The sequence below is a fragment of the Leifsonia sp. L25 genome (assembly GCF_050632895.1).
Genome location: NZ_JBODRZ010000003.1, coordinates 1461621 through 1484712 on the forward strand (window position 1 = coordinate 1461621; position 23092 = coordinate 1484712).

The following is a 23092-nucleotide window of genomic DNA, read 5'->3' on the forward strand; positions in this document are numbered from 1 at the left end:
TGATCCGGACCAACTCGATCGCACGAACCCGGAACTCCCGACGAAGGCCACGGCTCCGCTGCGATGACCCTCGATCTCTACGCCGACCGCTTCGACGATGACCTGGAACATATGTCCCGACTCATCACACGGCGGAGGGCGTGGGATTCGAACCCACGAGACATTTCTGCCCACCAGTTTTCAAGACTGGCTCCATCGGCCGCTCGGACAGCCCTCCCGGCGCCGGCGTACCGGCGTCGACCGATTCTAGCGAACGCGGGCGGGCGACGGTCGGCGGCCGGTGATGAATACGTTCGCCAGGCCCGCGGCCAGCACGACCAGGGCCGATGCGACCGGGGCGAGCATGGCCGCGTGCGTGCCCGCGCTCTGCGCCAGTGCGCCGACCAGCGCCGATGACGCCGACTGGCCGACGATCACGGCCGAGCCGAGGATCGTCATCACCGTCGCCGAGCGGCCGACCGGGCTGCGTTCGGCGCCGAAGCTGTACTGCGTGACGAGCGTGGGGCCGACGCCGAAGCCCGCGACGAGCAGCACCAGGATCATCCCCGGCACGGTGGTCGCGAAGGGCAGCGCGGCCGTCGACAGCGCCAGGACGGCGGCGAACGTCAGCCAGCGCCAGCGAAGCGCGAACCGGAGCGGGAACCAGGCCACCCCGAGCGCGAGCGCGGCCGAGCCGATGCCCATCACTCCGTAGACGAGGCCCGCCTGCTCCGGGTGGCCGAAGTCCGACAGGAACGACGTCAGGGCGGTGAGCATCGAGCCGAAGAACAGGCCCATCCCGAGCACGCCGGCCGTGACCGCGATCAGACCGGGCCGGAAAAGCTCCCGGGCGGGCGCCTGCCGCATTGGGAGGCCGTCCGCCTCGGTCGGGTGGAAGGAGCCGCTGCGGTGCAGGGCGAACGCGGTCACGAAGAGCACGGTGAGCACGGCGGCGCCGATGATCGGGGCGGCCGGGTTCAGCGTGGTCGCGAGGAGGCCGACGATGAACGGGCCGAAGACGAACACGACCTCGTCCGCGGCGGACTCGTATGCCATCGTCCCGTTGAGCACCGCGGCGTGCCGGTCGCCGGGGAGGCGGCTGGCGATGATCCCGACCAAGCGGCTGCGCGACATCGGCGAGACCTGCGGGGCGGTCGCGCCGATCAGGAACGCGACGAGCAGCACGAGCGCGTCCGGCGCCGGGCTGAAGACCACCCACGCCATCGCCAGCAGGACGACGCTGTTCGCGATCCCCGCGGCGAGCACGACGCCGCGCTGGCCGATCCGGTCGGCGGCGGCGCCGATCAGCGGGCCGAAGATGGCGGTGCCGAGGCCGACCATCGCGGAGGTCAGGCCGCCGAGCGACAGCTCGCCGCGTGCCGAGACGACGAGGGTCAGCACGCCGACGACCATCATCGCGTAAGGGAGGCGCGCCAGCAGCGCGACGGGGAAGTAGGAGAAGCCGGCGGCGCGGACCAGCGTGGTCGGGGCCTCCGGCTCGGCGGCGACGCCCGCCTGGGTGGTGTCTGGTCGTGTCATGCCTGGCCTTCTGTCATCACCGCGGCGGACCGCGGGCTTCAAGTGCCGCCTTGGTCCGCCGGGCGGGCCGGCGCGAGGTAGTTACACGATGGGAACTATGAGCGGAGGGCGAACCTCCACAGGATTCAAGTGTGCACCACGGGGATGCATTCCCGCCAGGCGCACCCGGGCCCCCGCCCGCCGCGGGTCAGTCCTGGAACGGCTTCGAGCAGGTGACCTGCGCGGCCGTCTGGCCGTGTACGTCCGACGGGAGCTGCACGGTCGATCCGTCGCCCGGGGCAGCGCTCGAGGTGTCGGTCGGAGCCGGAGCCGCGGGCGCTTGGGTCGCCGGAGCGGACGGCGCCGCCGGGGCCTGCGTCGCGGCGCCCGGGGCCGCCTCCGAGCCGACGCCGGTGTCTCCGGTCAGGGTGACCGGCTTGTCGTCCTGGAGCGCCGTCATCAGGGTGTCGGCGGCGTCCTTGGTGGGTGCCACGCCGTCGCCCTGATAGTGGTTCGGGTACTGGACGAAGACGACCTTTGAGACGTCGATGTTCTTCAGCGCCATCGCCATGGAGGCGATGGTGGTCGGGCTGTTGAGGCTCTCCGAGAGCGAGATGTTGCTCGTCGCCGCCTTGGCCAGCGCGTACACCTTCACCGGGTTCGCAAGGGTGTCGGCGCTCTTGATCGTGCGGACGAGCGACGAGAGGAAGACCTGCTGGTTGCTGATCCGGCCGAGGTCCGATCCGTCGCCGACGCCGTGCCGGGTGCGCAGGAACGCGAGCGCCGGCGCGCCCTGGAGGGTGTTCTCGCCGGCCTTCACGTCGAGGCCCGTGTACGGGTCCTTGATGTCCCCCGCGACGCAGACATTCACGCCGCCGACCGCGTTGGACATCTCGATCACGCCGTCGAACTGGATGACGCCGGCGTACGGGATGTCGAGACCGGTCAGCTTCTCGACCGTGAGGACCGTGCAGGCCAGGCCGCCGTAGCTCAGCGAGTTGTTGATCTTCTGGCTGCTCATCGCGTCGAAGCTGCCGCCTTTGCCGTCCGGGCAGGACGGGATCGGCACGTACATGTCGCGCGGGAAACTGACGACGGTGGCGTTCTTGTGGTCGGCCGACACGTGCAGCAGCATCGTCACGTCGTTGAGGTTCTCGCCGCGGTCGCCGTAGCTCTTGTTGCCGCCGCCGGAGTCGGAACCAGCGAGGAGGACGTTGAACGCGCCGTCCATCGCACCGATGCCGGGCGTGACGACCTTGCCCTTCGCATTCACGAGCTTGACCGCGGGCTTGAGGCTGCTGGCCACGTCGTACGTCGCGTAGGCCGCTACGCCGGCGGTGCTGACGCCCACCACGGCGAGCAGCCCGATGAGCAGGGCTGCGACGGTCTTGAACGGGTGATGCCGCTTGAGGCGTCCGTGCCGAGCCACCGAAGGGCCGGCCGACTTCTCCTGCGCGCGCGCCTGGGCGCGGGTGGGCATCTCGTCCATTCACTCCCTCTCGTCGGACGTCGTCACGGTGGCGCCTGAGAGCACACACACCGTTCCCAAGTCTGACATGGCCGCCTGGAAAGCCTCTGGGCACCCGACCCCCAGGTCAGGCCGGAGATTCGTGACGAATGTCACGTTCGGCGCGGCGAAAGACGACATTCGGCGCGAATGTCGCACGGGCTCAGAGCGAGTCGAGCACCGCCGCGAGCCCGTCCTCGGCCACTGCGCCGGTGACCTCCGACGCGACGGCCTTGACCTCGTCGGGAGCCTGCCCCATCGCGACGCTCCGGCCCTCCGCCCCGGCCCACTGCAGCAGCTCGAGGTCGTTGCGCCCGTCGCCGACCGCCACCAGCCGGGCGGTCGGGATGTCGAGCGCATGCCGCACCCGCTCCATCGCCGTCGCCTTGCTCACACCGTCCGGCGAGATGTCGAGCCACGCGGTCCAGCCGATCGAGTAGCTCACCCGCTGGAGGCCCATCCGCTCCACGATCGCGAGGAACTCCTCCTCGTCGTGCTGCGGCGACACCACAACGACACGGGTCGCGGGATGCTCGGTGAGCTCGTCGAAGCCGACCTGCTCGGCGTTCACCAGCTCCCAGTCGGTCATGCCCTCGGTGTAACGGCGGAAACCTGTCGGGTCCTCCACCATGAAGCTGCCGGACGGCAGGTGCGGCCGGATGGTGCGCAGCACCTCGGTCGGGTCGAAGGTCTCGATGAACTCACGCCGGTAACCGCCCTCGACGGTTTCGTCGCGCATCATCGTGAGCGCGCCGTTCGCGCACACCACGAACCGGCTGGTCAGGCCGAACTTCTCGTGGATCGGCCGAGCGGTCTCCCAGCTCCGGCCGGTGGCCAGCATCACCTCGTGCCCAGCCTCCCGGACGCGGGTGACGGCCGCGAGCACGGCCTCGCCGACGGATTCGTCCTCGTGGATGAGGGTGCCGTCCACGTCGAGCGCGATCAGCAGGCGGTCGCTCCCGGCTACAGTGCTCACTGCGCGATCGGCTCCAGGACCTCGAGGCCGCCCAGGTAGGGCCGCAGCGCCTCCGGGACGAGCACCGACCCGTCTGCGCGCTGATGCGTCTCCAGGATGGCGACCAGCCAGCGGGTCGTCGCGAGCGTGCCGTTCAGGGTCGCGACCGGAGCGGTCTTGCCCGACTCGGTGCGGTAGCGGATCTCGAGGCGCCGGGCCTGGAACGTGGTGCAGTTGGAGGTCGAGGTCAACTCGCGGTAGCGGCCCTGCGTCGGGATCCACGCCTCCACGTCGTACTTGCGCGCGGCGCTCGACCCGAGGTCGCCCGCGGCCGTGTCGATGACGCGGTAGCTGAGCCCGAGGGCCTGCATCATCTCCTCCTGCCAGGCGAGCAGGCGGGCGTGCTCGGCCTCCGCGTTCTCGGGGAGGGTGAAGACGAACATCTCCAGCTTGTTGAACTGGTGCACGCGGATGATGCCCCGGGTGTCCTTGCCCGCCGAGCCGGCCTCCCGCCGGTAGCAGGTGGACCAGCCGGCGTAGCGCAGCGGCTCGGTAACGTCGAGGATCTCGTCCGAGTGGTACCCGGCGAGCGCGACCTCGCTGGTGCCGGTGAGGTACAGGTCGTCGTCGGCCAGATGGTAGACCTCGTCGGCGTGCGAGCCGAGGAACCCCGTGCCCTGCATCACCTCCGGCTTCACCAGGGTGGGCGTGATCATCGGGACGAAGTCGTTCGACACCGCCTTGTCGAGCGCCATGTTCATCAGCGCGATCTCGAGGCGCGCGCCGATGCCGCGGAGGAACGAGAACCGGGCTCCGGCGACCTTCGCGCCGCGGGCCATGTCGATCGCGCCGAGCAGCTCGCCGAGTTCCAGGTGGTCGCGCGGCTCGAAGTCGAACTCCGGGATGCCGCCGACCTCCTTCAGTACGACGAAGTCGTCCTCGCCGCCGCTCGGGACGCCGTCCACGATCGGGTTGCCGATGCGCCGCAGCACCGCGTCGAAGTGCGCCTCCGCGGTGTTGGCGGCCTGCTGCGCCTCCTTCACCCGGCCGGCGAGCGCCTGCGCCTGGGCGACGAGCGCCTGCTTCTGGTCCTTGGGCGCCTGCGCGACCTGCTTGCCGAACGCGTTCTGCTCCGCGCGCAGCTCCTCGAAGGCTGTGATCGCGGCCCGGCGCTCGATGTCGGCCTGCAGCGCCTCGTCGACGAGCTGCACGGAGTCGCCGCGGGCCTCCTGGGAACGTCGGACGACATCGGGGTTCTCGCGCAGAAGGACGGGATCGATCACTGCCCCAGCTTATCGTCGTCCAGTAGCGTGATCCCGTGGACGATCGGGAGGGGACGAGCGGCATGACGGTCGCCGTCGTCTACAACCCCGTGCGGGTGGACGTGCGGAGGGTGCGGGCGGCGGTGGAGGCGCGCGCGGCCGACGAGGGCGATGTCGAGTTGCTCTGGTTCGAGACGACCCCGGAGGACGGCGGTCGGGGTCAGGCCCGGCAGGCGCTCGAACGCGGCGCCGACCTCGTGCTCGCCGCCGGCGGCGACGGCACGGTGCGCGCGGTCGCCGAAGCGCTGCGGGACGCGGACGCGACGCTGGCCGTGCTGCCCGGCGGCACCGGCAACCTCCTCGCCCGCAACATCGGCATCCCGTACGCCGCCCTGGAGGAGGCCGTCGCCGTCGCGTTCGGCGGTGTCACCCGCCGCATCGACATCGGAGTGGCGACGGCGGCACGGCCCGACGGCAGCACCAGCGAGCACGCGTTCCTCGTCATGGCGGGAATGGGCTTCGACGCCCGGGTGATCGAGACCGCCCGGCCGGAGCTCAAGCGCCGCTTCGGCTGGCTCGCCTATGTCGAGTCGGCCTTCCGCTCGTGGCCGGCCTCGCGCGACGTCCGGGTGCGGTTCCGCATCGACGGAGCCGCCGAGCGCACCGCGCACGTCAGCACCATCCTGTTCGCGAACTGCGGCAGCCTCCCCGGAAACATGCAGCTCATCCCGGACAGCGAGGTGGACGACGGCCTGATCGACATCGCCGTCCTGCAGCCCGTGACCGTGTTCGGCTGGCTGGCGATCTGGCGCAAGGTCACGTGGGAGAACCGGGTGCTCCGCCGGAGCGCGCTCGGGAGGCGGATCATCCGCTTCACCGACAAGGCGATCCGCACCCGGCTCAGCTACCTGCGCGGCGCCGCCATCGCGGTGAAGCTGGACGTGCCGGAGCCGTTCGAGCTCGACGGCGACGGGTTCGGCGAGGTCATCGCGCTCGGCATCACCGTCGACCCGCAGGGCCTGCGTGTGCGGGTGCCGCGCTAGCGCCTTTTCGCGCGACATTCGTGCCGAAGGAAGCTTCTGCGGCGCGCATACGTCGCATTCGTGACGAATGACGAGGCTCAGACGGTGTCGTCGTCGGGCAGTTCGCCGTCGCTCTCCGGGTACGGCGCCCGCTTCGCTCCGCGCCCGGCGAGAGCCGTGAGGAACAGCAGCGCGACCAGGGTGATCAGGCCGACCGTGATCAGCGGGCCGGCGAGCATCCAGCCGAGCTGCGAGATCACGAGCGAGCCGACATCGGTCGAGGGGTGGAGCCGGTGTACGACAGGCTCACCGAGACCGAGTAGAGCACGATGCCCAGCACGACGAAGCCGCCGGACACCAGCCAGAGGGCGAGCATCAGCGGGTTGCGCCGGGGCGAGAGGTCGAGGCGGTCGAGGATGCCCGCGGCAGCGGCGGCGGGCGGCGCCGGAGTGGCGTAGACGCGGTCGATGTCGGGCTCGGCCGCGGTGGGGAGCTGCGCCGCCGGGGTCACCCTCTGCACGTCGACCGGCGCGACGCTGAGCGCGGCCGCTTCGACCGGCCTCCGCTCCTCGTCCTCGCTCTCGTCGGTCGCGACGGACGGCCCCGGCGCGGCGCGGAGTCGGGTCTTGGCCCGCTCGCCCGGCTGCGGCCGGTAACCGCGCTGGAACTGCGGGTCGTAGCGGGGGTCGATGCCGCGCGCGGCGTCCTTCTGCTCGTCGTCCACGATCATCCCGACCTCCCGCGCATCGGATGGGAGCGCTCCCTGATGCGCAGCTTACCCGCGGTCGCCCGGAGCGGCACCGTGGTCATCGACCAGCGTGCCGAGCCATTCGCGCGCCTCCGTGAAGACCTCGTCGCGGTAGCGGTGGTCGAAGTCGACGCGCATCCCGTCCGCCCGCGGATACGAGCCGAGGAAGATCACGGACGGGCTGAACCGGCGGAGGCCGAGCAGGGCGTCCGCGACGCGCTCGTCGTGGATGTGGCCGTCCGCGTCGATGACGAACCGGTAGCGGCCGAGGGCGTCGCCGATGGGCCGCGACTCGATGAGACTCAGGTTGATGCCTCGCGTGGAGAACTGCTCCAGAAGGTCGAGCAGCGAGCCGGGACGGTCGTCCGGCAGCTCGGCGATCAGGCTGGTCTTGTCGGCCCCGGTCGGCGCAGGCACGCTGCGCGACGTGCTCACCAGGACGAACCGGGTCACTGCGTTCGGGTTGTCGCCGATGTTCTCGGCGAGCACGGTCACGTCGTGGTGGTCGACGATCCCGGGCGGGGCGATCGCGGCGTCCGCGGTGCTCCCGTCGAACAGGGAGGCCGCGGCGGCGACGTTGCTGGAGGCGGGCAGGTGCCCGTGCGCGGGGAGGTGGGCGTCCAGCCATTGGTGGCACTGCGCGTAGGCGACGGGGTGCGCGTTGATCGTGCGCACGTCGGCCAGCGTCGTCCCCGGCCGGGCGACGAGCACGAAGTTCACGGGCACGAGATACTCGCCCACGATCCGCAGGCCCGGGATGGTCGCGAGCGCGTCCTGCGCGACGGAGACGCCGCCCTCGATGGAGTTCTCGATCGCGATCATCGCGGCGACGCTGCGCCCGGCGACCACGTCGGCGAGCGCCTCCCCCACGTTGTTGACGGCCCGCCAGCTCTTGCCGCGGGCCTCCGGGACCTGCGCGAGCGCGGCCTCCGTGAACGTCCCCGACGGCCCGAGGAAGCTGTAGACCTCGTCCACGGACGCGGGCAGCTCGGCAGTGGGGTCGGCAGGCGCGGAGGACATGGCCCTCAGCTTAGCGAGGCGCATCGGGCCGACCCTCGCCGGTTCCCCGCCGCCGTGGAAGAGTAGTCGCATGGACGAACGAGCAGGCACCCCCGCGCAGCCCTCCGACCTCATCGACGTCGACGCCCTGCGGCGCGCGTACTACGAGCTGAAGCCCGACGTGAGCATCCCGGCGCAGCGCGTGGTGTTCGGCACCTCCGGTCATCGCGGTTCGGCGCTCGACACGGCGTTCAACGAGGACCACATCGCGGCGACCACGCAGGCGATCGTGGAGTACCGGAACGCGCAGGGCATCACCGGCCCGCTGTTCATCGGCGCGGACACCCACCTGCTCAGCGAGTTCGCCACGACCACCGCGCTGGCGGTGCTGGTCGGCAACGAGGTGCGCGTGCTCGTGGACGAGTTCGACGACTGGGTGCCGACGCCGGCGGTCTCGCACGCGATCATCGCCTACAACAAGGCGGGGCATCCCGACCAGGCCGACGGCATCGTGGTCACGCCGAGCCACAACCCGCCGCGCGACGGCGGCTTCAAGTACAACCCGCCGCACGGCGGCCCCGCCGACACCGACGCGACGAGCTGGATCGCCAAGCGGGCCAACGAGATCATCGCGGACGGGATGCGCGACGTGCGGATGTCCGAGCCGAGCGGCGTCGAGACGTACGACTTCCGAGGCAACTACGTCGCGGATCTCGAGAACATCATCGACGTGAAGGCGATCAAGGAGAGCGGCATCCGGATCGGCGCGGACCCGCTCGGCGGCGCGAGCGTGAACTACTGGCAGGCGATCGCCGACCGTTACGACCTCGACCTCACCGTCGTGAACCCGGAGGTCGACCCGGCCTGGGGCTTCATGACGCTCGACTGGGACGGCAAGATCCGCATGGACCCGTCGAGCCCGTCCGCGATGGCGTCGGTCGTCGCGCGCAGCGGCGACTTCGACATCCTGACCGGGAACGACGCCGACGCCGACCGGCACGGGATCGTGACACCGGACGGCGGCCTGATGAACCCGAATCACTACCTCGCCGTGGCGATCGACTACCTCTTCACCACGCGCACCGGCTGGCGTAAGGATGCCGCGGTCGGCAAGACGCTCGTGTCGTCGTCCATCATCGACCGGGTGGCGGAGTCGCTGGGCCGGCGGCTGTGGGAGGTCCCGGTCGGCTTCAAGTGGTTCGTCCCCGGCCTCATCGACGGCTCGGTGGGCTTCGGCGGCGAGGAGAGCGCGGGCGCGAGCTTCCTCCGGTTCGACGGCTCGGCCTGGACGACCGACAAGGACGGCATCCTGCTCGCCCTGCTCGCCAGCGAGATCCGCGCGGTGACCGGCAAGTCGCCCTCGCAGCTCTACCGCGAGCTGACCGAGCGCTTCGGCGACCCGGTCTACCAGCGGGTGGACGCCCCGGCCAGCCCGGAGCAGAAGGCCGCCCTCGGCAAGCTCGACGGCGACGCGATCGCCGCGACCGAGCTCGCCGGCGAGCCGATCACCGCCAAGCTGAGCCGCGCGCCCGGTAACGACGCACCCCTCGGCGGCGTGAAAGTCGAGACCGCGACGGCGTGGTTCGCGGCCCGCCCGAGCGGCACCGAAAACGTCTACAAGATCTATGCCGAGAGTTTCGCGGGCGAGGAGAACCTCCGCGTGGTGCAAGAGGAGGCGAAGCGCATCGTCGACGACGCCCTCGGCGCCTGACAGCCTCCGTCGTCAGACAGCCTCCGTCGTCAGGAGGTGGAGGTCAGAGTCCAGCAGTTGCCGTGCGGGAGGGGCTCGTGCGTGAACTCGTCCACGAGCAGTGCGATGAGGGCGAGGCCCCGCCCCGACTCGCCGAAGTCCTCCGGGTCGGGCATGGCCACCGACGTCAGGTCGATGTCGGCCGGCTCGGCGTCGTCGGTGACGACGGCGCGGATGCCGTCCGGGGTGTGCCCGACCTCCAGCTCCACGCGGGTGCGGGTGCCCTCCACACCGTGCTGGATGACGTTGGTCACGACCTCCACGACCGCCAGCTCGAACGCGCCGCGGCGCTCGGCCGCGAGGTCGGGCCGGCGCTCGGCGAGCTCCGCGAAGAGCGCGTGGACGCGCTCGATGGCCTCGGCGTCGGCCGGAGCCAGGAACGCCTCCCGGAACGCGTCAGTCACGGTACGCGTCGTCGGTCGCCGGGTACACGCGCAGGATGCGGTCCAAGTTGGTCAGTCGCAGGACGCTCGCGACCTGCTCCGACGCCGCGGCCAGGCGCAGGTCGCCGCCCGCCGTCCGCGCGGTCTTCAGGCCGCTCACCAGCGCGCCGAGCCCGGACGAGTCGATGAACTCCACCTCGCTGAGGTCGAACGTGAGCCGGGCGTGGCCCTCATCGACCACCCGCTGAACCTCCCGGCGGACAGTCGGAGCGGTGACCAGGTTGATCCGGCCGTTCGCGGCGAGCACGGCGACGCCGTCCTCCCGGATGGTCGTGGTGATGTTCATCGGAGGCGGGGCTCCTTCCTGGCCGCGTGCGCGGCCGGTCCGCGGTACAGGGCCGCGCGCGGGATGACGGCGAGCACGACCAGGTCGTAGATCACCCAGACCGTGTTCACAAGCGTGCCCAACCCGTCCGCCGTTCCGGCGATGACACGCAGGACGCCGATGACGGCCGCGATCACGAGCACGACCATCGCGGTGAGCTGCGGCCAGATCTGCCGCCAGGGGATGGGCGCGCGGCCGCTGCGCTCCTTGGGCGTGACGACGAAACCGAGCTTCCGGCCGAACCAGACGTTCGCGGCCGCCGTCCAGCACGCGCGGATCCACAGCGGGAAGAGCGCGAGCGCGTACTGCTGGCCGCGCCAGGTCTTCAGCCCGCGGGCCGCGACGAGGAACATCAGCTGGCTCAGGATGAAATACGGGAGGAACCGCGCGAAGAACTCGACGCTCCAGGCGGTCACCGGCATGATCCCCGTGAGCAGGTAGATGACCGGCGCGGCCAGGTAGACGACCGACGCGAACCCGGAGAGGTAGCTCCACATCGTCGCGAAGTACATCAGCCGTTGGCCTGCGCTCAGCCCGCGCTTGAGGAGCGGGTTGTCCTTGAGCATCACCTGGAGGGTGCCCTGCGCCCAGCGCAGCCGCTGGCCGAGCATCGTCCCGAGGTCCTCCGGGGCCAGCCCCCAGGCGAGGATCTCGTGGTGGTAGACGCTGCGCCAGCCGCCCGCGTGGAGCTGCATGGCCGTCGCCATGTCCTCGGTGACCGAGATGGTCGCCATCGGCATGACGGGCTGCGCCTGGCCGGGCCGGTCGACGGCGAGGGTGTCGGCGATGCGCTGCACGGAGTCGATCGCGCCGAGTGGCGACCAGTCCCGCTCGGCCAGCCGGTCGAGCGCGACCTCGTCCACCACGAACGCGCCCAGCTCGGAGTCGGCCTGCACCGGGAGGGCGGCGATCGCGCGCAGGTCCTCTTCCATTGCGGCGACATCGCTGCGGACCGCGGTGCGCGAGACATCGTCCATCTGCTGCTGCAACCGGTAAGTCACCTCGCCCACGCTCTCGCCTGCGCGCAGGCGGACGTTGGCGTCCTCCACGTGGCCGCGGACCTCGGCGATGAGACGTGCGGCGTCCGGGTCGGAACGGGCGGAGCGCTCGGCCTTCGCGAGCATGCGGTCGGCCGAGCGGAGGGAGAGCCGCACGGTCTGCTCCACGTCGCGCACGTAGCCGACGATGCCGAGCTCCATCAGCGCGTCGCGCCGCAGCACGGCATTGGAGCCGCAGAAGAAGGCGGCGTTCCAGCCGTCCTTGCCCTGCTGGATGGGGCCGTAGAACAACGGAGCCTGGTTGCCGAGCGGGTCGGCCTCGTCCACGTTGGAGAAGAACTGCGGCGTCTGGACGAGCGCGACTTTCGGGTCGGCGAAGTAGCCGAGCGTGTTGTCCAGGATCTGCGGCTCGGCGATCTGGTCGGCGTCCAGGATGAGGAGGAACTCGCCGTCGGTCTGGAAGAGCGCGTTGTTGAGGTTCCCGGCCTTGGCGTGCCGGGGCTTGTCCGCCCAGTCCTCGGAGCGGGTGACGTAGCCGAGCCCCTCCCGCTCAGCCGCGGCGCGCATCGCCGGCCGGTCGCCGTCGTCGAGGATCCAGGTGCTGTGCGGGTAGCGGATGGCCTTCGCCGCCCGCGCGGTCGTCAGCACGAGGTCGATGGGCTCGTCGTAGGTGGTGATGAACACGTCCACCGTTCCCGCGGGTGGCGCGTCCGGGCCGGTGCGCACCTTCACGCGCCACATCGTGAGGGCGAAGAAGAAGGTGTCGACCAGGCTGTAGGTCTCGGCGACAACCAGCGGCACGGCGATCCACCAGGCAGACCAGTTGACGGAGGCCAGCCACCGCCACATCACGTAGTCGAGGCCCGCCAGGACCGCGAGGACGCAGATGAGGCGAAGCAGCCCGCGGTTCACCAGGTGCTCCGGCGCACGACCACCGCGGTGACGTCGTCGATCGGCACGCCTCCGCGTGCGGCGCTGAGGATGCGGGAGACCGCACCTCCGGGAGTGACGTTGCCCCGCACGATGGCCTCCAGCACCGGGAAGGCGCGGTCGCCGCCGAGCGCGTCCAGGACGCCGTCGCTCACGCAGACCAGCGAGTCGTCGGGACCCAGGATCACCCGGTCGGGTGTCCGCGGCTCCGGAGCCGGAAGGCCGAGCGGGAGCGCGCTGCTCGGCAGCCGTTCGAGCCCTCCTCTGGCACGGACGATCACGGCGAGCCCGTGGCCGGCGTCGACGTAGTCGACCGCGCCGTCCGTGTGCACCTTGGCGTGGAAGAGGGTGACGAACGTCGCGAGCTGGTCGAGGTCCTCCTCCACGAGCCGGGAGGCGGCGTCCACCGAGTCCTCCAGGTCGGCGAAGTCCATCGCGCTGCGGAGTGCCGTGCGAACCGACGCGCCCACGATCGCGGCGGCCAGCCCCTTGCCCATCACGTCGCCGACCGTGACGCAGAAATCGTCGCCGACGTCGTACCAGTCGTAGAAGTCGCCGGAGACGCCGCGGGACGGCTCGCAGGCCGCCGCGACATCGAACCCGCGCGCCCGGGGCTTGCGGCGCGGCAGGAGGCCTTTCTGGGCGATCGCCGCGCGGTCGAGCTCGTCGTCGCGGTTGAGCTCGTCCTGCACCCAGTCCGCGAGGTCGCGCAGCACGCGCTCCTGCAGAGGGCTGAGCGTGCGCGGTTCGGTGTCGAGCACGCACAGGGTGCCCACGGCCTCCCCGCCCGGCGCGTGCAGCGGCTCGCCCGCGTAGAAGCGGAGGTGCGGGTCGCCGACGACGAACGGATTGTCCGCGAAACGCTCGTCGCGGGTCGTGTCGGCGACGATCAGCGTGGCGTCCTGGCGGGCGGTGACATCGCAGAACGCCTTCTCGCGCGGGGCCTCAGTGGTCAGCCCGATGTGCGACTTGCGCCACTGCCGGTCGCCGTCGAGGAGCGTGATGCTCACCATCGGGACGGCGAAGAGCAACTGCGCGAGCCGCGTGATGCGGTCGAACCGCGCCTCCGGTCCGCTGTCGACGACCCGGAGGCCGGCCAGCGCGCGTTGGCGCGCGCTCTCTGTCTGCTGCCCCGCCTGCGCATCGACGACCATGCGTCTAACTGTACTGAGGTGTCTACCGGAGTCCAGGGTGACGCCGGTCCGTACCGGATGGCAATTCCGGAGTGAAATCCAGAAGCACAGTGCTTACGTTTCACATTCAAGATCGACGGCTAGCCTGATGCGATGCATTCCGACCCGACGTCCGGCGCCCCGACCCGCGCGCAAGCGCGTTCCCGCGAGAAGTCCCCCGGCGCGCCGATCGCCCGTCACGGGCGCCTCACGCCCCGCACACTTCGGGCCGGCCTCGGCGCGCTGGCCCTGCGTTCCTTCGCCGTCGTCGCGGTCAGCGCCGCGGCCCTGGCCGGGTTCGCCGTCCTCGACGTGTTCGCGACCGTGAACGCGAAGGACGGGGTCCAGCTCGTGGACGAGGATGGAAAGGCGCTGCCGCCACGGGTCGGAGCGGTCGACGGCGCCTTCACCGTCCTCCTCGCCGGCAGCGACAGCGGGGGCGGGAACCCCGCTTACGACGAGCGGGACGCCGCCCTCAACGACGTGACGATGCTGCTGCACGTGTCGGCCGACCACAAGGACGCCACCCTCGTCAGCCTCCCCCGCGATCTGTACGTGCCGATTCCCTCCTGCCCGGACGGCACAGGCGGCAGCCACGACTCGATGAGCCGTCAGAAGCTCAACACCTCGCTGAGTTACGGCGGCCTCGCGTGCACGGTGCTCACCGTGAAGCAGCTCACAGGACTGGAGATCGACTACGCCGGGGTCATCGAGTTCGACGGCGTCATCCAGATGTCCAACGCGGTCGGCGGTGTGCCCGTCTGCGTCTCCGGAGACATCGTCGACCCGTACAGCGGACTGGATGTGAAGGCCGGCGACAACACCCTCCAGGGCGCGCAGGCGCTCGCATTCCTCCGCACCCGGCACGGTGTGGGCGACGAGTCCGACCTCGCCCGGATCAGCAACCAGCAGGTGTTCCTGTCCTCGCTGGTGCGCACCATCAAGAGTGCGGACACCCTGGCCAACCCGCTCAAGGTCTACGGCCTGGCGAAGGCGGCGGCGGACAACATCCAGCTCTCCGAGAGCCTCAAGGACGTCACCGCGATCGCGTCGCTCGGAGTGGCCCTCAAGGACGTCGACCCCGCCAAGGTCGTCTTCGTGCAGTACCCGAACCACCTCGAGGGCGACGGCGTCGCCCCGGCCGCCGATGAGGCGGAGCTGCTGATGTCCGCTCTGCGGGAGGACCGCGCTGTCACCCTGACCGGCAACACCGGGCTGGGGTCGGAGACGGCGACAGAGGCGCCGGCGACGGCGCAGCCCGGGGACAGCGGGGCCACCGCCGACACCGGTACGGTCGAGCTGCCGTCGAACGTGCACGGGCAGACGGCCGCGCAGGTCACCTGCTCACGGCCGTCCGCAGGCTAGGACCAGACCGCCTAGTGGTACTCCGTCCCGCCCGGCACCCCGAAGAACTCCTCCAGGGTCGTGACATTCGTCGACTTGAGCTGAGTGGCGAGCGGAACGCCGATGTACCGGAAGTGCCACGGCTCGAAGGCGAAGCCGGTGACCGCGACCTTGTCCGCCGGGTAGCGCAGCAGGAAGCCGAAGCGCCAGGCGTTCGCGGCCAGCCACTCCCCTTGCGGCGTATGGGCGAAGCAGGCGTCGAGGGAGCACTTCGCCGGGACGGCGCTGATGTCGACCGCTAGGCCGGTCTGGTGCTCGCTGTGGCCGGGGCGCGCGGTGTCCGTGTCGGCGTACGCCATCCCGTGGCGCGCGACATCGTCGTTGTAGACGCCGGTCTGCGACTCGAACGACCGGTAGGCGCTCTGCACCGAGAATTCGAGGCCGGCCTCCGCCTTGCCTGCGTGGAACATCGCGACGAGGGCCTCCGCCACCTCCGGCCGCATCGGCTGGTGATTGACGTAGGGGACCTCCGGGTAGACCAGGGAGGCAGGCTTGTAGGTGATCGGGTTCAGCGGGCGCGGCTTGTTCACGACCCCCACGTGCTCGCCGGGTCGTCGATCGACTGTGCGTGCTTGTCGAAGCCCGCGACGGTGGCGGTCGGCGTGGACGTGGGGAGGGGCCGGGCGGCGGGCGAGGCGGCTTTGGAAGGGGTCGGCTTGCGGGGCGGCTGGTCGGCGGCGGAGCACGCCGTGACGGCGAGCAGCACGAGCGTCGCGGCTGCCGCGGCCGCGACACGACGACGGGGACCGGTCGATTTCACTGCATGAGCATAAGCGCCCGATCGCGCCGTTGCTGTCAGCGCATTCCCGGTCTCACCGGAATCGGGGCCGACTAGTTCGAGAGACTCCAGAAGTGGCCCGTCGCGCCGGGGTGGTCGACCGTGATCGTGTGGTCGAGGTCGCGGTAGTCGGTGTCGGTGTTGTGGCCGGCCATTTCGATGGTGATCTTGCCGTTCACGTTGCGCACCGCCGAGACGATCTGAACGTGGTCGAGCGAGTCGTTCTTGTTCCAGTCGAACATCACGATGTCGCCGACCTTGATCTTGTCGCGCTGATCGAGCGAGTACTCCGTGAGCCCGAGCTGCGCCGCGTTCTGGCGGAAGTAGTCGTCCATAGCCGGGACGTACCCCCAGGCCGGGCTCCAGTCGGACGCGGCGTCGTGGTTGTACCAGTCGGAGTTCATCTGCCAGCCGCGCGCGATCAGGGTCTGGCTGACGAAGTTGGCGCAGTCGCCGCCGACCGGGTTGAGGTCGCCGTACTGTGCGGTGTTGTAGTTGCTCCAGTGCGCCAGCGCGTAGGCGAGCTGCTGGTCCACAGGGGTCTGCGCCTGGTAGGTGTACGTCTTGCCGGCGGTCGGGACGACCGCGCCGCCGGCTGCGGTGACGACGATCGGCACAGCACCGGCCGCCCAGTTCGCCGCCTGCGGGACCGTCACGACGATCTTGTCGCTGCCCGGCTGGGTGACCGGAGCCGGCTGCCCGCCGATCCGCACCGAGGCGACCTTGTCGAGGTTCGTGCCGGTGATGGTCGCGGTGCCGCCCGAAAGGCTGCCCACGGCCGGCTGGATGCCGGAGACGGTGGTGCTCTTCGGCTGCGCCACCGGCACCGCCTTGGCGATCGCCCTCATTACCGGTGACGGCTCACCCGCGCATCCCGTGAAGAGGAGGGTGGCGACGGCGACCGCCGAGGCGACGGCGAACAAGCGACGGGAACGACTGTGAGAACTCATACGACCTTAGGGGAGTGTGCAGAGGGTGACGGGAAGCACCTCTTCCACGCTAGGGCGCAGAGTTATGCGGCACCTGGATGGGGTGCGGCGCGTCTGTGCAGCTGCAGCGAATCGCAGCCGGCCGGGTCGACTCGCAGATTGACCCAGGCGTTCGCCCGTGGCGAACGCGGCAGCAGGGAGCGTAGTCTCACGTTGCCGAAAGACTCGCACTGGGTGTAACTTTGCACTCTCCGCAAAATTCTTTGCCCCACACCGGTGTGACGCTCCCCGAGTGACGGGCGTCCCCTCCCACGATTCTCGACACGGAGAAAGATGTCCAGTCAGACCAGCGCGGCGGTAGCCGCACCCAAACCGATCATGTCGCATCGCCAGATCCTCTTCGTGATCTTCGGCCTGATGGCCGGCATGTTCCTGTCGGCCCTCGACCAGACGGTCGTCGGAACCGCGATCCGCACGATCGGCGACGACCTGCACGGCCTCAGCCAGCAGGCCTGGGTCACCACGGGCTACCTCATCCTCTCGACGATCTCGACGCCGATCTACGGCAAGCTCTCCGACATCTTCGGCCGGCGGCCGCTGTTCATCATCGCCATCGGCATCTTCATCCTCGGCTCGATCGCCGCGTCGTTCTCGACCTCCATGCTCGAGCTGGCGGCGTTCCGCGCCATCCAGGGCCTCGGCGCCGGCGGTCTGATGTCGATGCCGCTCGCGATCATGGGCGACATGCTCGCGCCGCGCGAGCGCGCCAAGTACCAGGGCTACTTCCTCGCCGTCTTCGGCATCTCCAGCCTCATCGGCCCGCTGATCGGCGGCCTGTTCGCCGGAGCGAACGAGATCCTGTGGATCGCCGGCTGGCGCTGGGTGTTCCTCATCAACGTGCCGATCGGCATCGCCGCGCTCTTCATGGTCCTGCGCTTCCTGCACCTGCCGAAGCACGACAGGGGCTCCGCGCGGATCGACTGGTGGGGCGCCACGGGCGTCATCGTCGCCCTCGTTCCGCTGCTGCTCGTCGCCGAGCAGGGCCGCGAGTGGGGCTGGGGCAGCGCAGGCTCGATCGCCTGCTACGTCATCGGCGGCGTCGGCATCATCGCCTTCATCCTCATCGAGATGGCGATGAAGGACGACGCACTCATCCCGCTCAAGCTGTTCCGCTCCAGCACCTTCTCGATGGCGACCGTCATCGGCGTGCTCGTCGGCTTCGGCATGTTCGGCGCGATGCTGACCCTCCCGCTGTACCTGCAGATCGTGCTCGGCTCGACACCGACCGAGTCGGGCCTCCAGCTCCTCCCGATGATCCTCGGCCTGATGGTCTCCTCCATCGCCTCCGGCCAGATCATCGCGAGGACCGGCCACTACCGCCAGTTCCCGATCATCGGAACCGCGATGCTCGCGGGTGGATTCTTCTACCTGACGTTCCTGAAGTTCGGCGACTCCTACTGGTTCATCGCCGGCGCGATGCTGCTGATCGGTCTCGGCCTCGGCCAGCTCATGCAGACGCTGACCATCGCCAGCCAGAACTCGGTCGGCCTCCGCGACATGGGTGTGGCGACCAGCGCCTCCACGTTCTTCCGTCAGATCGGTGGAACGCTGGGCACCGCCGTGCTGCTGTCGCTGCTGTTCACGGTGTTCCCGACGAACATCCAGACCGCGCTCACGGACAAGCCGACGCTGACCAGCGCGCTCGACGCGGCGCTGACCCCTTCGGTCGCCTCCGCGCCGGAGAACAAGCAGATCATGGAGAAGATCTACACGCCGATCACGAGCAAGGCGACCGCGGCCACGCAGCAGGCGCTGCAGAAGGCCGTGGACGGAGCCAAGGCCGCGGCCAGCCAGGCCGTCGCCGGTCAGGTCGCCGCCGGCCACATCCCCGCCCAGGCCCAGGCCCAGGCGGAGGCCGCCGCGCAGCAGCAGGCCGTCCAGGGCGCCGCAAAGCAGATCGAGGCGAAGGCTCCCTACGCCTCGGTCGCGAGCGACGGCACAGTGACGCTGAACTTCACCGACGCGACCGCGCGCTCGGCCTACGTGGACACGCTCGTCCCGGTCATGCAGACGCAGCTCAAGAAGGGCAACGGGGCGAACAGCAGCTCGGACATCAACGACACGTCGTTCCTGAACACGGCCGACCCGCGGCTCTCGAAGCCGTTCCTGGTCGCCTTCAACACCTCGGCGGTGCAGGTCTACTGGGTGGCGATGATCGTGGTCCTGGGCGCGTTCGTGCTGTCGCTGTTCTTCAAGACCCCGCCGCTGCGCGCCAAGTCGGCGCTGCAGGAGGCCGCCGACGAGAGCGCCGAGGCCGCCGCCCGCGAGGGCGCCGAGGCAGGCGAGCGCCGGCCGGTGCCGGTCGGCGCGATGGCCGCCGCCGATTCCGAGGCCGCCGCCCGCGGCGAGCTGGAGGAGACCGACCTCGGCCTGATCGCCAGCCGCGTGGCCGGCGAGACCGGCGCGCTCATGGAGCCGGTGGTCGACACCGCCTCGGTCGCCGCCCAGCGGCCGCGGCCGGCGACCGACTGACTTCCCGGCTCAGTCCACCTCACCGACGGGACGGCCGTCGCCCATCCGGGCGGCGGCCGTCCCGCTGTCCAGACCCGCGGACTGCGGCGGCACCCGGCGCAGCACGAGCGGCGTCACCACGCCGTGCAGCACGATGCTCCCCACCACGGTCAGCACGGTCACGCTCAGCACGTCGCCGCTGTCGCTGTCGGGGAGGTGGTTGTAGGCGAGCAGGCCGAACACGATGGAGGCCGTGCCGCGGGGGCCGATCAGCCCGATGAAGGTGCGCTCCCGCCAGGTCACCGGCGAGCCGAGCATCGAGGCGTAGACGGGCACGGCGCGGAACAGTGTGAGCGCGAGCACGGCGATCACGAGCACCCGCCAGTCGATGCCCTCCACGATCACGGCCGTCGTCATCCCGCCCAGGATGAACCAGACGAAGTCCGACGCGACCGTGCTGGCCTCCTCCACCAGCAGGAGCTCGTCCTCGGGGACCGCGCGCAGCTCCCGGCGGCGCGTGCGGGCGACGCGGAACATCACGCCGGCGACGAACGCCGCGACGAAACCGTTCGCCGCGACGTCGTGGATGGTCGCGATCCCATAGGTCAGCAGCGGCGCGATGAGCATCACGAAGCGGATTCCGGACGCGTTCGCCCAGCCCCGGTCGGAGGCCCACCGGGTCAGGAGCCCGAGCACGCCGCCGATGACGACGCCGACGACGACCGCGACGACGGTCGCCGGGATCGCACCGAAGAACGCGTAGACGGCCTCCGACAGGTTCTTCTCGACCTCCTTCTCGCTGGCCCCGGAGAGCTGCGCACCGGTGTTCGCGACCTTGAGGATGCTCGGGAGGGCGACGGCGATCGCGACCGACATGGCGAACAGCGGCGAGATGAGGCCGTCGTTGTAGCCGCTCTCCACGTTGAGGACCTGGCGCACCCGGGCGGGGACGCGCCCCGACCGCAGGAGGGCGGTCGCCGGGGCGAAGTCCGTGGGCATCACGATGCAGGCGATCACGATCAGCACGAAGACGTTGAGCGCGGGGAGCAGCCAGGCGCCGGTCACGACGACGAGCGCGAGCGACAGCGGCAGGGCGATCAGGACGAGCCGCGCGAGGCTCCGGCCCTGGCCGCCGAAGATACCTCCGCGCACCTCGCACGCGTCGACGAAGAGCAGCACGGCGAGGATCAGCTCGACGACGTGCTGGGCGACGTCGCTGTCGATGGCATCGGTGAAGCCCTTCACGTCCACGAGCACGACGAGCGAGCCGAGCACGGCGAGCGCGGCCGGCCCGGCGATCCCGAACCGTTCGAACCGGTGCGCGACGAGCGACCAGAGCGCGACGGCGGCGAAGCCGACGAGGATGATGACCGGCATCCGCGCACCTCCCCTGGCTCTCCTGCTCTCCTGCTCCCCGCGACCGGGCGGGACCAGTCTGGACCCGCGTGCCGCATCGCGCCAGGCCACGACATTCGCGCCGAATGTCGCGAAACCTCGCGCGAAACGCCGCATTCGTGCCGAATGTGCCTCCGCCTTCGGCGGGGGTGGTCCCTTCCGCATTCGTGCCGAATGTGCGGAATGGGGGCGCGAAACGCGACATTCGTGCGGAATGTCGCGCGCTAGAGGGCGGAGAGCACGTCGACGGCGAAAGCGCGGGCGTCGCGGAGGCGGCGGCGGTCGGACTCGAGGCCGGCGCGGACGAGGGCGCCGTTCAGCACGTACGACAGGTGCTGCGCGGTCCGCTCCGCGCGGGCGCGGTCGGTGAGCTCGCGGAGGCCGGCCGCCAGGATGCCGTCGACCTCCGCCAGGTGGCGGCGCACCGTCTCGCGGCCGGGGTCGCCGAGGGGCAACTCGGCCGCCGCGTTCAGGAGGCCGCTGCCGCGGTAGCCGGGCTCCGGCGCGAGCGCAGCCTGGTCGAGGCAGGCGTCGAAGACCGCAAGGACGCGCGTGAGTGGGTCCGGCGCCCGGCGAGCGCGGCGGACGTAGAGGGCGAGCCATTCGGCGTGGCGGGCCTCCAGCACGGCCGAGACGAGTGCCGACTTGGAGGCGAAGTTGTTGTAGAGGCTCATCTTCGCGACCGAGGCGTCGGCGGTGATCGCGCCGACGCCGGTGGCTGCGATGCCGTCGGAGTAGAACCTCCGGGCGGCCGCTTCGAGGATGCGTCGGCGGGCCGCGCCCGTGCGCGCCCCGGTGTTGCGCCCGGACTCCGGCATCGGCGCCCCCTTCTTATCTAGGTAGGTCAGTCTATCTAAAAGGCGTACCTCCCAGATCACGGTTCGATCACGCCGCCGACGGCGATCCCGCCGAATCCCGCGGGTTTCGATGTCTGTGCAGCATTTCGCGTCTTTTCAACGATGAGAGCGCGACCATGACCGCGCTTGACAAGCCCGTCCCAAGCGATCTACATTCTGTTCCAACCCGTGAGAGCGCTCTCACGGCCTTCAAAAAGAGAGCGCTCTCACCGGTCTCACCAGACCAAACGCACACACACGCACAAGGGAGTGATCCGTGAAGCTTTCACGACGCACCAAGGTCGCTGCGGCAGTCGCCGCCACGGCCTCGTTCGCCCTCCTCGCGACTGGCTGCTCAGCGAGCGGCAGCGACGCAGGAACCAGCTCGAACCCCATCACGCTGACCGTCACGACGTTCGGCACGATGGGCTTCGACAAGCTCTACTCGCAGTACGAGAAGGAGCACCCGGGGATCAAGATCAAGGCGACCAACATCGACACCGGTGACAACGCCCTGACCGACTGGCAGACCAAGGAGGCCGCCGGCAGCGGGCTCCCCGACGTCCAGGCGGTCGAAGAGGGCTGGCTCTCGAAGGTCATGCAGGTCTCCGACCAGTTCAACGACCTCAAGGACTACGGCGCCAACGACATCAAGAGCCGCTGGGTCGACTGGAAGCTGAAGCAGGCCACCGACAAGAACGGCCGCATCATCGGCTACGGCACCGACATCGGACCGGAGGGCCTCTGCTACAACGGCAAGCTCTTCGCCGCGGCCGGCCTGCCGAGCGACCGCGACTCCGTCGCCAAGCTGTTCGGCGGCGACAACGCCACCTGGGCGGACTACTTCAAGGTCGGCCAGCAGTACAAGGCGGCGACCGGCAAGGCGTTCTACGACCAGTCGGGCTTCCTCTGGAACGCTATGGTGAACCAGCAGCCGGAGGGCTACTACACCAAGGACGGCAAGCTCAACATCCAGAACAACAGCGACCTCAAGGCGCTGTGGGCTCAGCTCGCGGGCGGCGCGGCGGCCGGTCTCTCCTCCAACCAGACCCAGTGGGACTGGGGCAAGGGCAAGGCCTTCACCGACGGCTCGTTCGCCACGTTCGTCTGCCCGGGCTGGATGCTCGGCGTCGTTCAGGGCCAGGTCAAGGCCGGCGGCGGCGACGCCTCCACCGGCTGGGACTTCGCGAACGTCTTCCCGGGCGGCGCGGCCAACTGGGGCGGCTCGTTCCTGACGGTGCCGAAGCAGTCCAAGCACCCGAAGGAGGCCGCGGCCCTCGCGGCCTGGCTGACCACCGCGAAGTCGCAGGTCGCCACGTTCCAGGCGGCCGGCACGTTCCCGTCGGTCACCGCGGCGCAGTCCGACCCCGGCGTCACCGGTGCGAGCGACCTGACGAAGTTCTTCAACAACGCTCCCGTCGGTCAGATCCTGGCGGCGCGCGCGAAGGGCGTCGTCGCCCAGTACAAGGGACCGGACGACTCGGTCATCCAGTCCCAGGTGTTCGGTCCGTCCGTGCAGCAGCTCGACTCGGGCAAGGCGAACGGCGACCAGGCCTGGGCCAACGCGATGACGCTGCTGAACCAGCTCGTCGTCAACAAGTAGTACACCTCACCAGTCGGGCCCCGCTGCT

Annotated in this window: 21 protein-coding genes and 1 tRNA gene; 5 read left to right on the forward strand and 17 right to left on the reverse strand. The window is 70.2% G+C overall.

All coding sequences use genetic code 11. The annotated features are described in order from the left end of the window. Nucleotides 1–132 precede the first annotated feature (132 nt). From ACRAWC_RS11105 to serS, 5 genes are all read right to left on the reverse strand, one after another. Nucleotides 133–217 (reverse strand) — tRNA-Ser (locus tag ACRAWC_RS11105). Between the two features lie 29 nt (nucleotides 218–246). Next, nucleotides 247–1518 (reverse strand): MFS transporter, encoded by a 1272-nt coding sequence (locus ACRAWC_RS11110; protein ID WP_431347777.1) that lies wholly within the window; start codon nucleotides 1516–1518, stop codon nucleotides 247–249. Between the two features lie 187 nt (nucleotides 1519–1705). Next, nucleotides 1706–2986, reverse strand: a complete 1281-nt coding sequence (locus ACRAWC_RS11115; protein WP_431347778.1) for an LCP family protein — start codon at nucleotides 2984–2986, stop codon at nucleotides 1706–1708. 181 nt (nucleotides 2987–3167) lie between these two features. Further along, nucleotides 3168–3980, reverse strand: coding sequence for an HAD family hydrolase (locus ACRAWC_RS11120; RefSeq protein ID WP_431347779.1), 813 nt, complete (start codon nucleotides 3978–3980; stop codon nucleotides 3168–3170). Beyond that, nucleotides 3977–5242, reverse strand: coding sequence for a serine--tRNA ligase (serS, locus tag ACRAWC_RS11125; RefSeq protein WP_431347780.1), 1266 nt, complete (start codon nucleotides 5240–5242; stop codon nucleotides 3977–3979). The genes ACRAWC_RS11120 and serS overlap by 4 nt, the downstream gene beginning before the upstream one ends. 35 nt (nucleotides 5243–5277) lie before the next feature. On the opposite strand from serS, the gene ACRAWC_RS11130 reads away from it, so the two are divergent. After that, nucleotides 5278–6264: a diacylglycerol/lipid kinase family protein gene (locus tag ACRAWC_RS11130; RefSeq protein ID WP_431347781.1), complete on the forward strand. Its 987-nt coding sequence runs from the start codon at nucleotides 5278–5280 to the stop codon at nucleotides 6262–6264. Nucleotides 6265–6341: 77 nt separating this feature from the next. Here ACRAWC_RS11130 and ACRAWC_RS11135 read toward each other — a convergent pair whose 3' ends face one another. From ACRAWC_RS11135 to pheA, 3 genes are read right to left on the reverse strand one after another with little or no spacing between them, the layout of a single operon-like run. Beyond that, nucleotides 6342–6503, reverse strand: coding sequence for a hypothetical protein (locus ACRAWC_RS11135; RefSeq protein WP_431347782.1), 162 nt, complete (start codon nucleotides 6501–6503; stop codon nucleotides 6342–6344). Further along, nucleotides 6500–6973 carry a hypothetical protein gene (locus ACRAWC_RS11140; RefSeq protein WP_431347783.1) on the reverse strand — a complete coding sequence of 158 codons (474 nt, stop codon included), beginning with the start codon at nucleotides 6971–6973 and terminating at the stop codon, nucleotides 6500–6502. The genes ACRAWC_RS11135 and ACRAWC_RS11140 overlap by 4 nt, the downstream gene beginning before the upstream one ends. A gap of 45 nt (nucleotides 6974–7018) precedes the next feature. Further along, nucleotides 7019–8011: a prephenate dehydratase gene (gene pheA / locus ACRAWC_RS11145; protein WP_431347784.1), complete on the reverse strand. Its 993-nt coding sequence runs from the start codon at nucleotides 8009–8011 to the stop codon at nucleotides 7019–7021. A gap of 70 nt (nucleotides 8012–8081) precedes the next feature. Here pheA and pgm point away from each other — a divergent pair, with 70 nt between their 5' ends. Beyond that, a complete protein-coding gene (gene pgm, locus ACRAWC_RS11150; protein WP_431347785.1) occupies nucleotides 8082–9701 on the forward strand; it encodes a phosphoglucomutase (alpha-D-glucose-1,6-bisphosphate-dependent) in 1620 nt (539 codons plus the stop codon). 29 nt (nucleotides 9702–9730) lie between these two features. On the opposite strand, the gene ACRAWC_RS11155 is transcribed toward pgm, so the two are convergent. The 4 genes from ACRAWC_RS11155 to ACRAWC_RS11170 are packed head-to-tail and all read right to left on the reverse strand — an operon-like array spanning nucleotide 9731 to nucleotide 13590. After that, a complete protein-coding gene (locus ACRAWC_RS11155; RefSeq protein ID WP_431347786.1) occupies nucleotides 9731–10144 on the reverse strand; it encodes an ATP-binding protein in 414 nt (137 codons plus the stop codon). Next, a complete protein-coding gene (locus ACRAWC_RS11160; protein WP_431347787.1) occupies nucleotides 10137–10469 on the reverse strand; it encodes an STAS domain-containing protein in 333 nt (110 codons plus the stop codon). The genes ACRAWC_RS11155 and ACRAWC_RS11160 overlap by 8 nt, the downstream gene beginning before the upstream one ends. Further along, the gene (locus ACRAWC_RS11165) at nucleotides 10466–12355 is read right to left on the reverse strand and encodes a glycosyltransferase family 2 protein (RefSeq protein WP_431349424.1); all 1890 of its coding nucleotides are present in this window, start codon (nucleotides 12353–12355) and stop codon (nucleotides 10466–10468) included. Before ACRAWC_RS11165 ends, ACRAWC_RS11160 begins: the two co-directional genes overlap by 4 nt. Nucleotides 12356–12414: 59 nt before the next feature. Then, a complete protein-coding gene (locus ACRAWC_RS11170; RefSeq protein WP_431347788.1) occupies nucleotides 12415–13590 on the reverse strand; it encodes a PP2C family protein-serine/threonine phosphatase in 1176 nt (391 codons plus the stop codon). A 132-nt stretch (nucleotides 13591–13722) separates the two neighbouring features. On the opposite strand from ACRAWC_RS11170, the gene ACRAWC_RS11175 reads away from it, so the two are divergent. Further along, nucleotides 13723–14973 (forward strand): LCP family protein, encoded by a 1251-nt coding sequence (locus ACRAWC_RS11175; protein ID WP_431347789.1) that lies wholly within the window; start codon nucleotides 13723–13725, stop codon nucleotides 14971–14973. Between the two features lie 11 nt (nucleotides 14974–14984). On the opposite strand, the gene ACRAWC_RS11180 is transcribed toward ACRAWC_RS11175, so the two are convergent. The 3 genes from ACRAWC_RS11180 to ACRAWC_RS11190 all read right to left on the reverse strand — a co-directional run bounded on the left by ACRAWC_RS11180 (nucleotide 14985) and on the right by ACRAWC_RS11190 (nucleotide 16740). Then, nucleotides 14985–15542, reverse strand: a complete 558-nt coding sequence (locus ACRAWC_RS11180) for a M15 family metallopeptidase (RefSeq protein ID WP_431347790.1) — start codon at nucleotides 15540–15542, stop codon at nucleotides 14985–14987. After that, a complete protein-coding gene (locus ACRAWC_RS11185; RefSeq protein WP_431347791.1) occupies nucleotides 15539–15772 on the reverse strand; it encodes a hypothetical protein in 234 nt (77 codons plus the stop codon). Before ACRAWC_RS11185 ends, ACRAWC_RS11180 begins: the two co-directional genes overlap by 4 nt. Nucleotides 15773–15843: 71 nt before the next feature. Then, a complete protein-coding gene (locus ACRAWC_RS11190; RefSeq protein ID WP_431347792.1) occupies nucleotides 15844–16740 on the reverse strand; it encodes an amidase domain-containing protein in 897 nt (298 codons plus the stop codon). Between the two features lie 312 nt (nucleotides 16741–17052). Here ACRAWC_RS11190 and ACRAWC_RS11195 point away from each other — a divergent pair, with 312 nt between their 5' ends. After that, entirely contained in the window at nucleotides 17053–19251 is a 2199-nt protein-coding gene (locus tag ACRAWC_RS11195; protein WP_431347793.1) for an MDR family MFS transporter, read from the forward strand. A 9-nt stretch (nucleotides 19252–19260) separates the two neighbouring features. Here the strand turns inward: ACRAWC_RS11195 and ACRAWC_RS11200 are convergent, their stop codons facing one another. Together ACRAWC_RS11200 and ACRAWC_RS11205 are read right to left on the reverse strand one after the other, a co-directional pair. Beyond that, nucleotides 19261–20607: a cation:proton antiporter gene (locus ACRAWC_RS11200; protein WP_431347794.1), complete on the reverse strand. Its 1347-nt coding sequence runs from the start codon at nucleotides 20605–20607 to the stop codon at nucleotides 19261–19263. Between the two features lie 242 nt (nucleotides 20608–20849). Then, nucleotides 20850–21443, reverse strand: coding sequence for a TetR/AcrR family transcriptional regulator (locus ACRAWC_RS11205; RefSeq protein WP_431347795.1), 594 nt, complete (start codon nucleotides 21441–21443; stop codon nucleotides 20850–20852). A gap of 295 nt (nucleotides 21444–21738) precedes the next feature. On the opposite strand from ACRAWC_RS11205, the gene ACRAWC_RS11210 reads away from it, so the two are divergent. Continuing rightward, nucleotides 21739–23064, forward strand: coding sequence for an ABC transporter substrate-binding protein (locus ACRAWC_RS11210; protein ID WP_431347796.1), 1326 nt, complete (start codon nucleotides 21739–21741; stop codon nucleotides 23062–23064). Nucleotides 23065–23092: the final 28 nt, after the last annotated feature.

What these genes read in the sequence shown, in the direction of transcription:
- ACRAWC_RS11110 (WP_431347777.1), bottom strand. Translation starts at nt 1,518, where the DNA reads ATGACACGACCAGACACCACCCAGGCGGGCGTCGCCGCCGAGCCGGAG.
- ACRAWC_RS11115 (WP_431347778.1), bottom strand. Translation starts at nt 2,986, where the DNA reads ATGGACGAGATGCCCACCCGCGCCCAGGCGCGCGCGCAGGAGAAGTCG.
- ACRAWC_RS11140 (WP_431347783.1), bottom strand. Translation starts at nt 6,973, where the DNA reads ATGATCGTGGACGACGAGCAGAAGGACGCCGCGCGCGGCATCGACCCC.
- pheA (WP_431347784.1), bottom strand. Translation starts at nt 8,011, where the DNA reads ATGTCCTCCGCGCCTGCCGACCCCACTGCCGAGCTGCCCGCGTCCGTG.
- pgm (WP_431347785.1), top strand. Translation starts at nt 8,082, where the DNA reads ATGGACGAACGAGCAGGCACCCCCGCGCAGCCCTCCGACCTCATCGAC.
- ACRAWC_RS11160 (WP_431347787.1), bottom strand. Translation starts at nt 10,469, where the DNA reads ATGAACATCACCACGACCATCCGGGAGGACGGCGTCGCCGTGCTCGCC.
- ACRAWC_RS11165 (WP_431349424.1), bottom strand. Translation starts at nt 12,355, where the DNA reads ATGTGGCGGTGGCTGGCCTCCGTCAACTGGTCTGCCTGGTGGATCGCC.
- ACRAWC_RS11170 (WP_431347788.1), bottom strand. Translation starts at nt 13,590, where the DNA reads ATGGTCGTCGATGCGCAGGCGGGGCAGCAGACAGAGAGCGCGCGCCAA.
- ACRAWC_RS11175 (WP_431347789.1), top strand. Translation starts at nt 13,723, where the DNA reads ATGCATTCCGACCCGACGTCCGGCGCCCCGACCCGCGCGCAAGCGCGT.
- ACRAWC_RS11190 (WP_431347792.1), bottom strand. Translation starts at nt 16,740, where the DNA reads ATGAGTTCTCACAGTCGTTCCCGTCGCTTGTTCGCCGTCGCCTCGGCG.
- ACRAWC_RS11195 (WP_431347793.1), top strand. Translation starts at nt 17,053, where the DNA reads ATGTCCAGTCAGACCAGCGCGGCGGTAGCCGCACCCAAACCGATCATG.
- ACRAWC_RS11200 (WP_431347794.1), bottom strand. Translation starts at nt 20,607, where the DNA reads ATGCCGGTCATCATCCTCGTCGGCTTCGCCGCCGTCGCGCTCTGGTCG.
- ACRAWC_RS11205 (WP_431347795.1), bottom strand. Translation starts at nt 21,443, where the DNA reads ATGCCGGAGTCCGGGCGCAACACCGGGGCGCGCACGGGCGCGGCCCGC.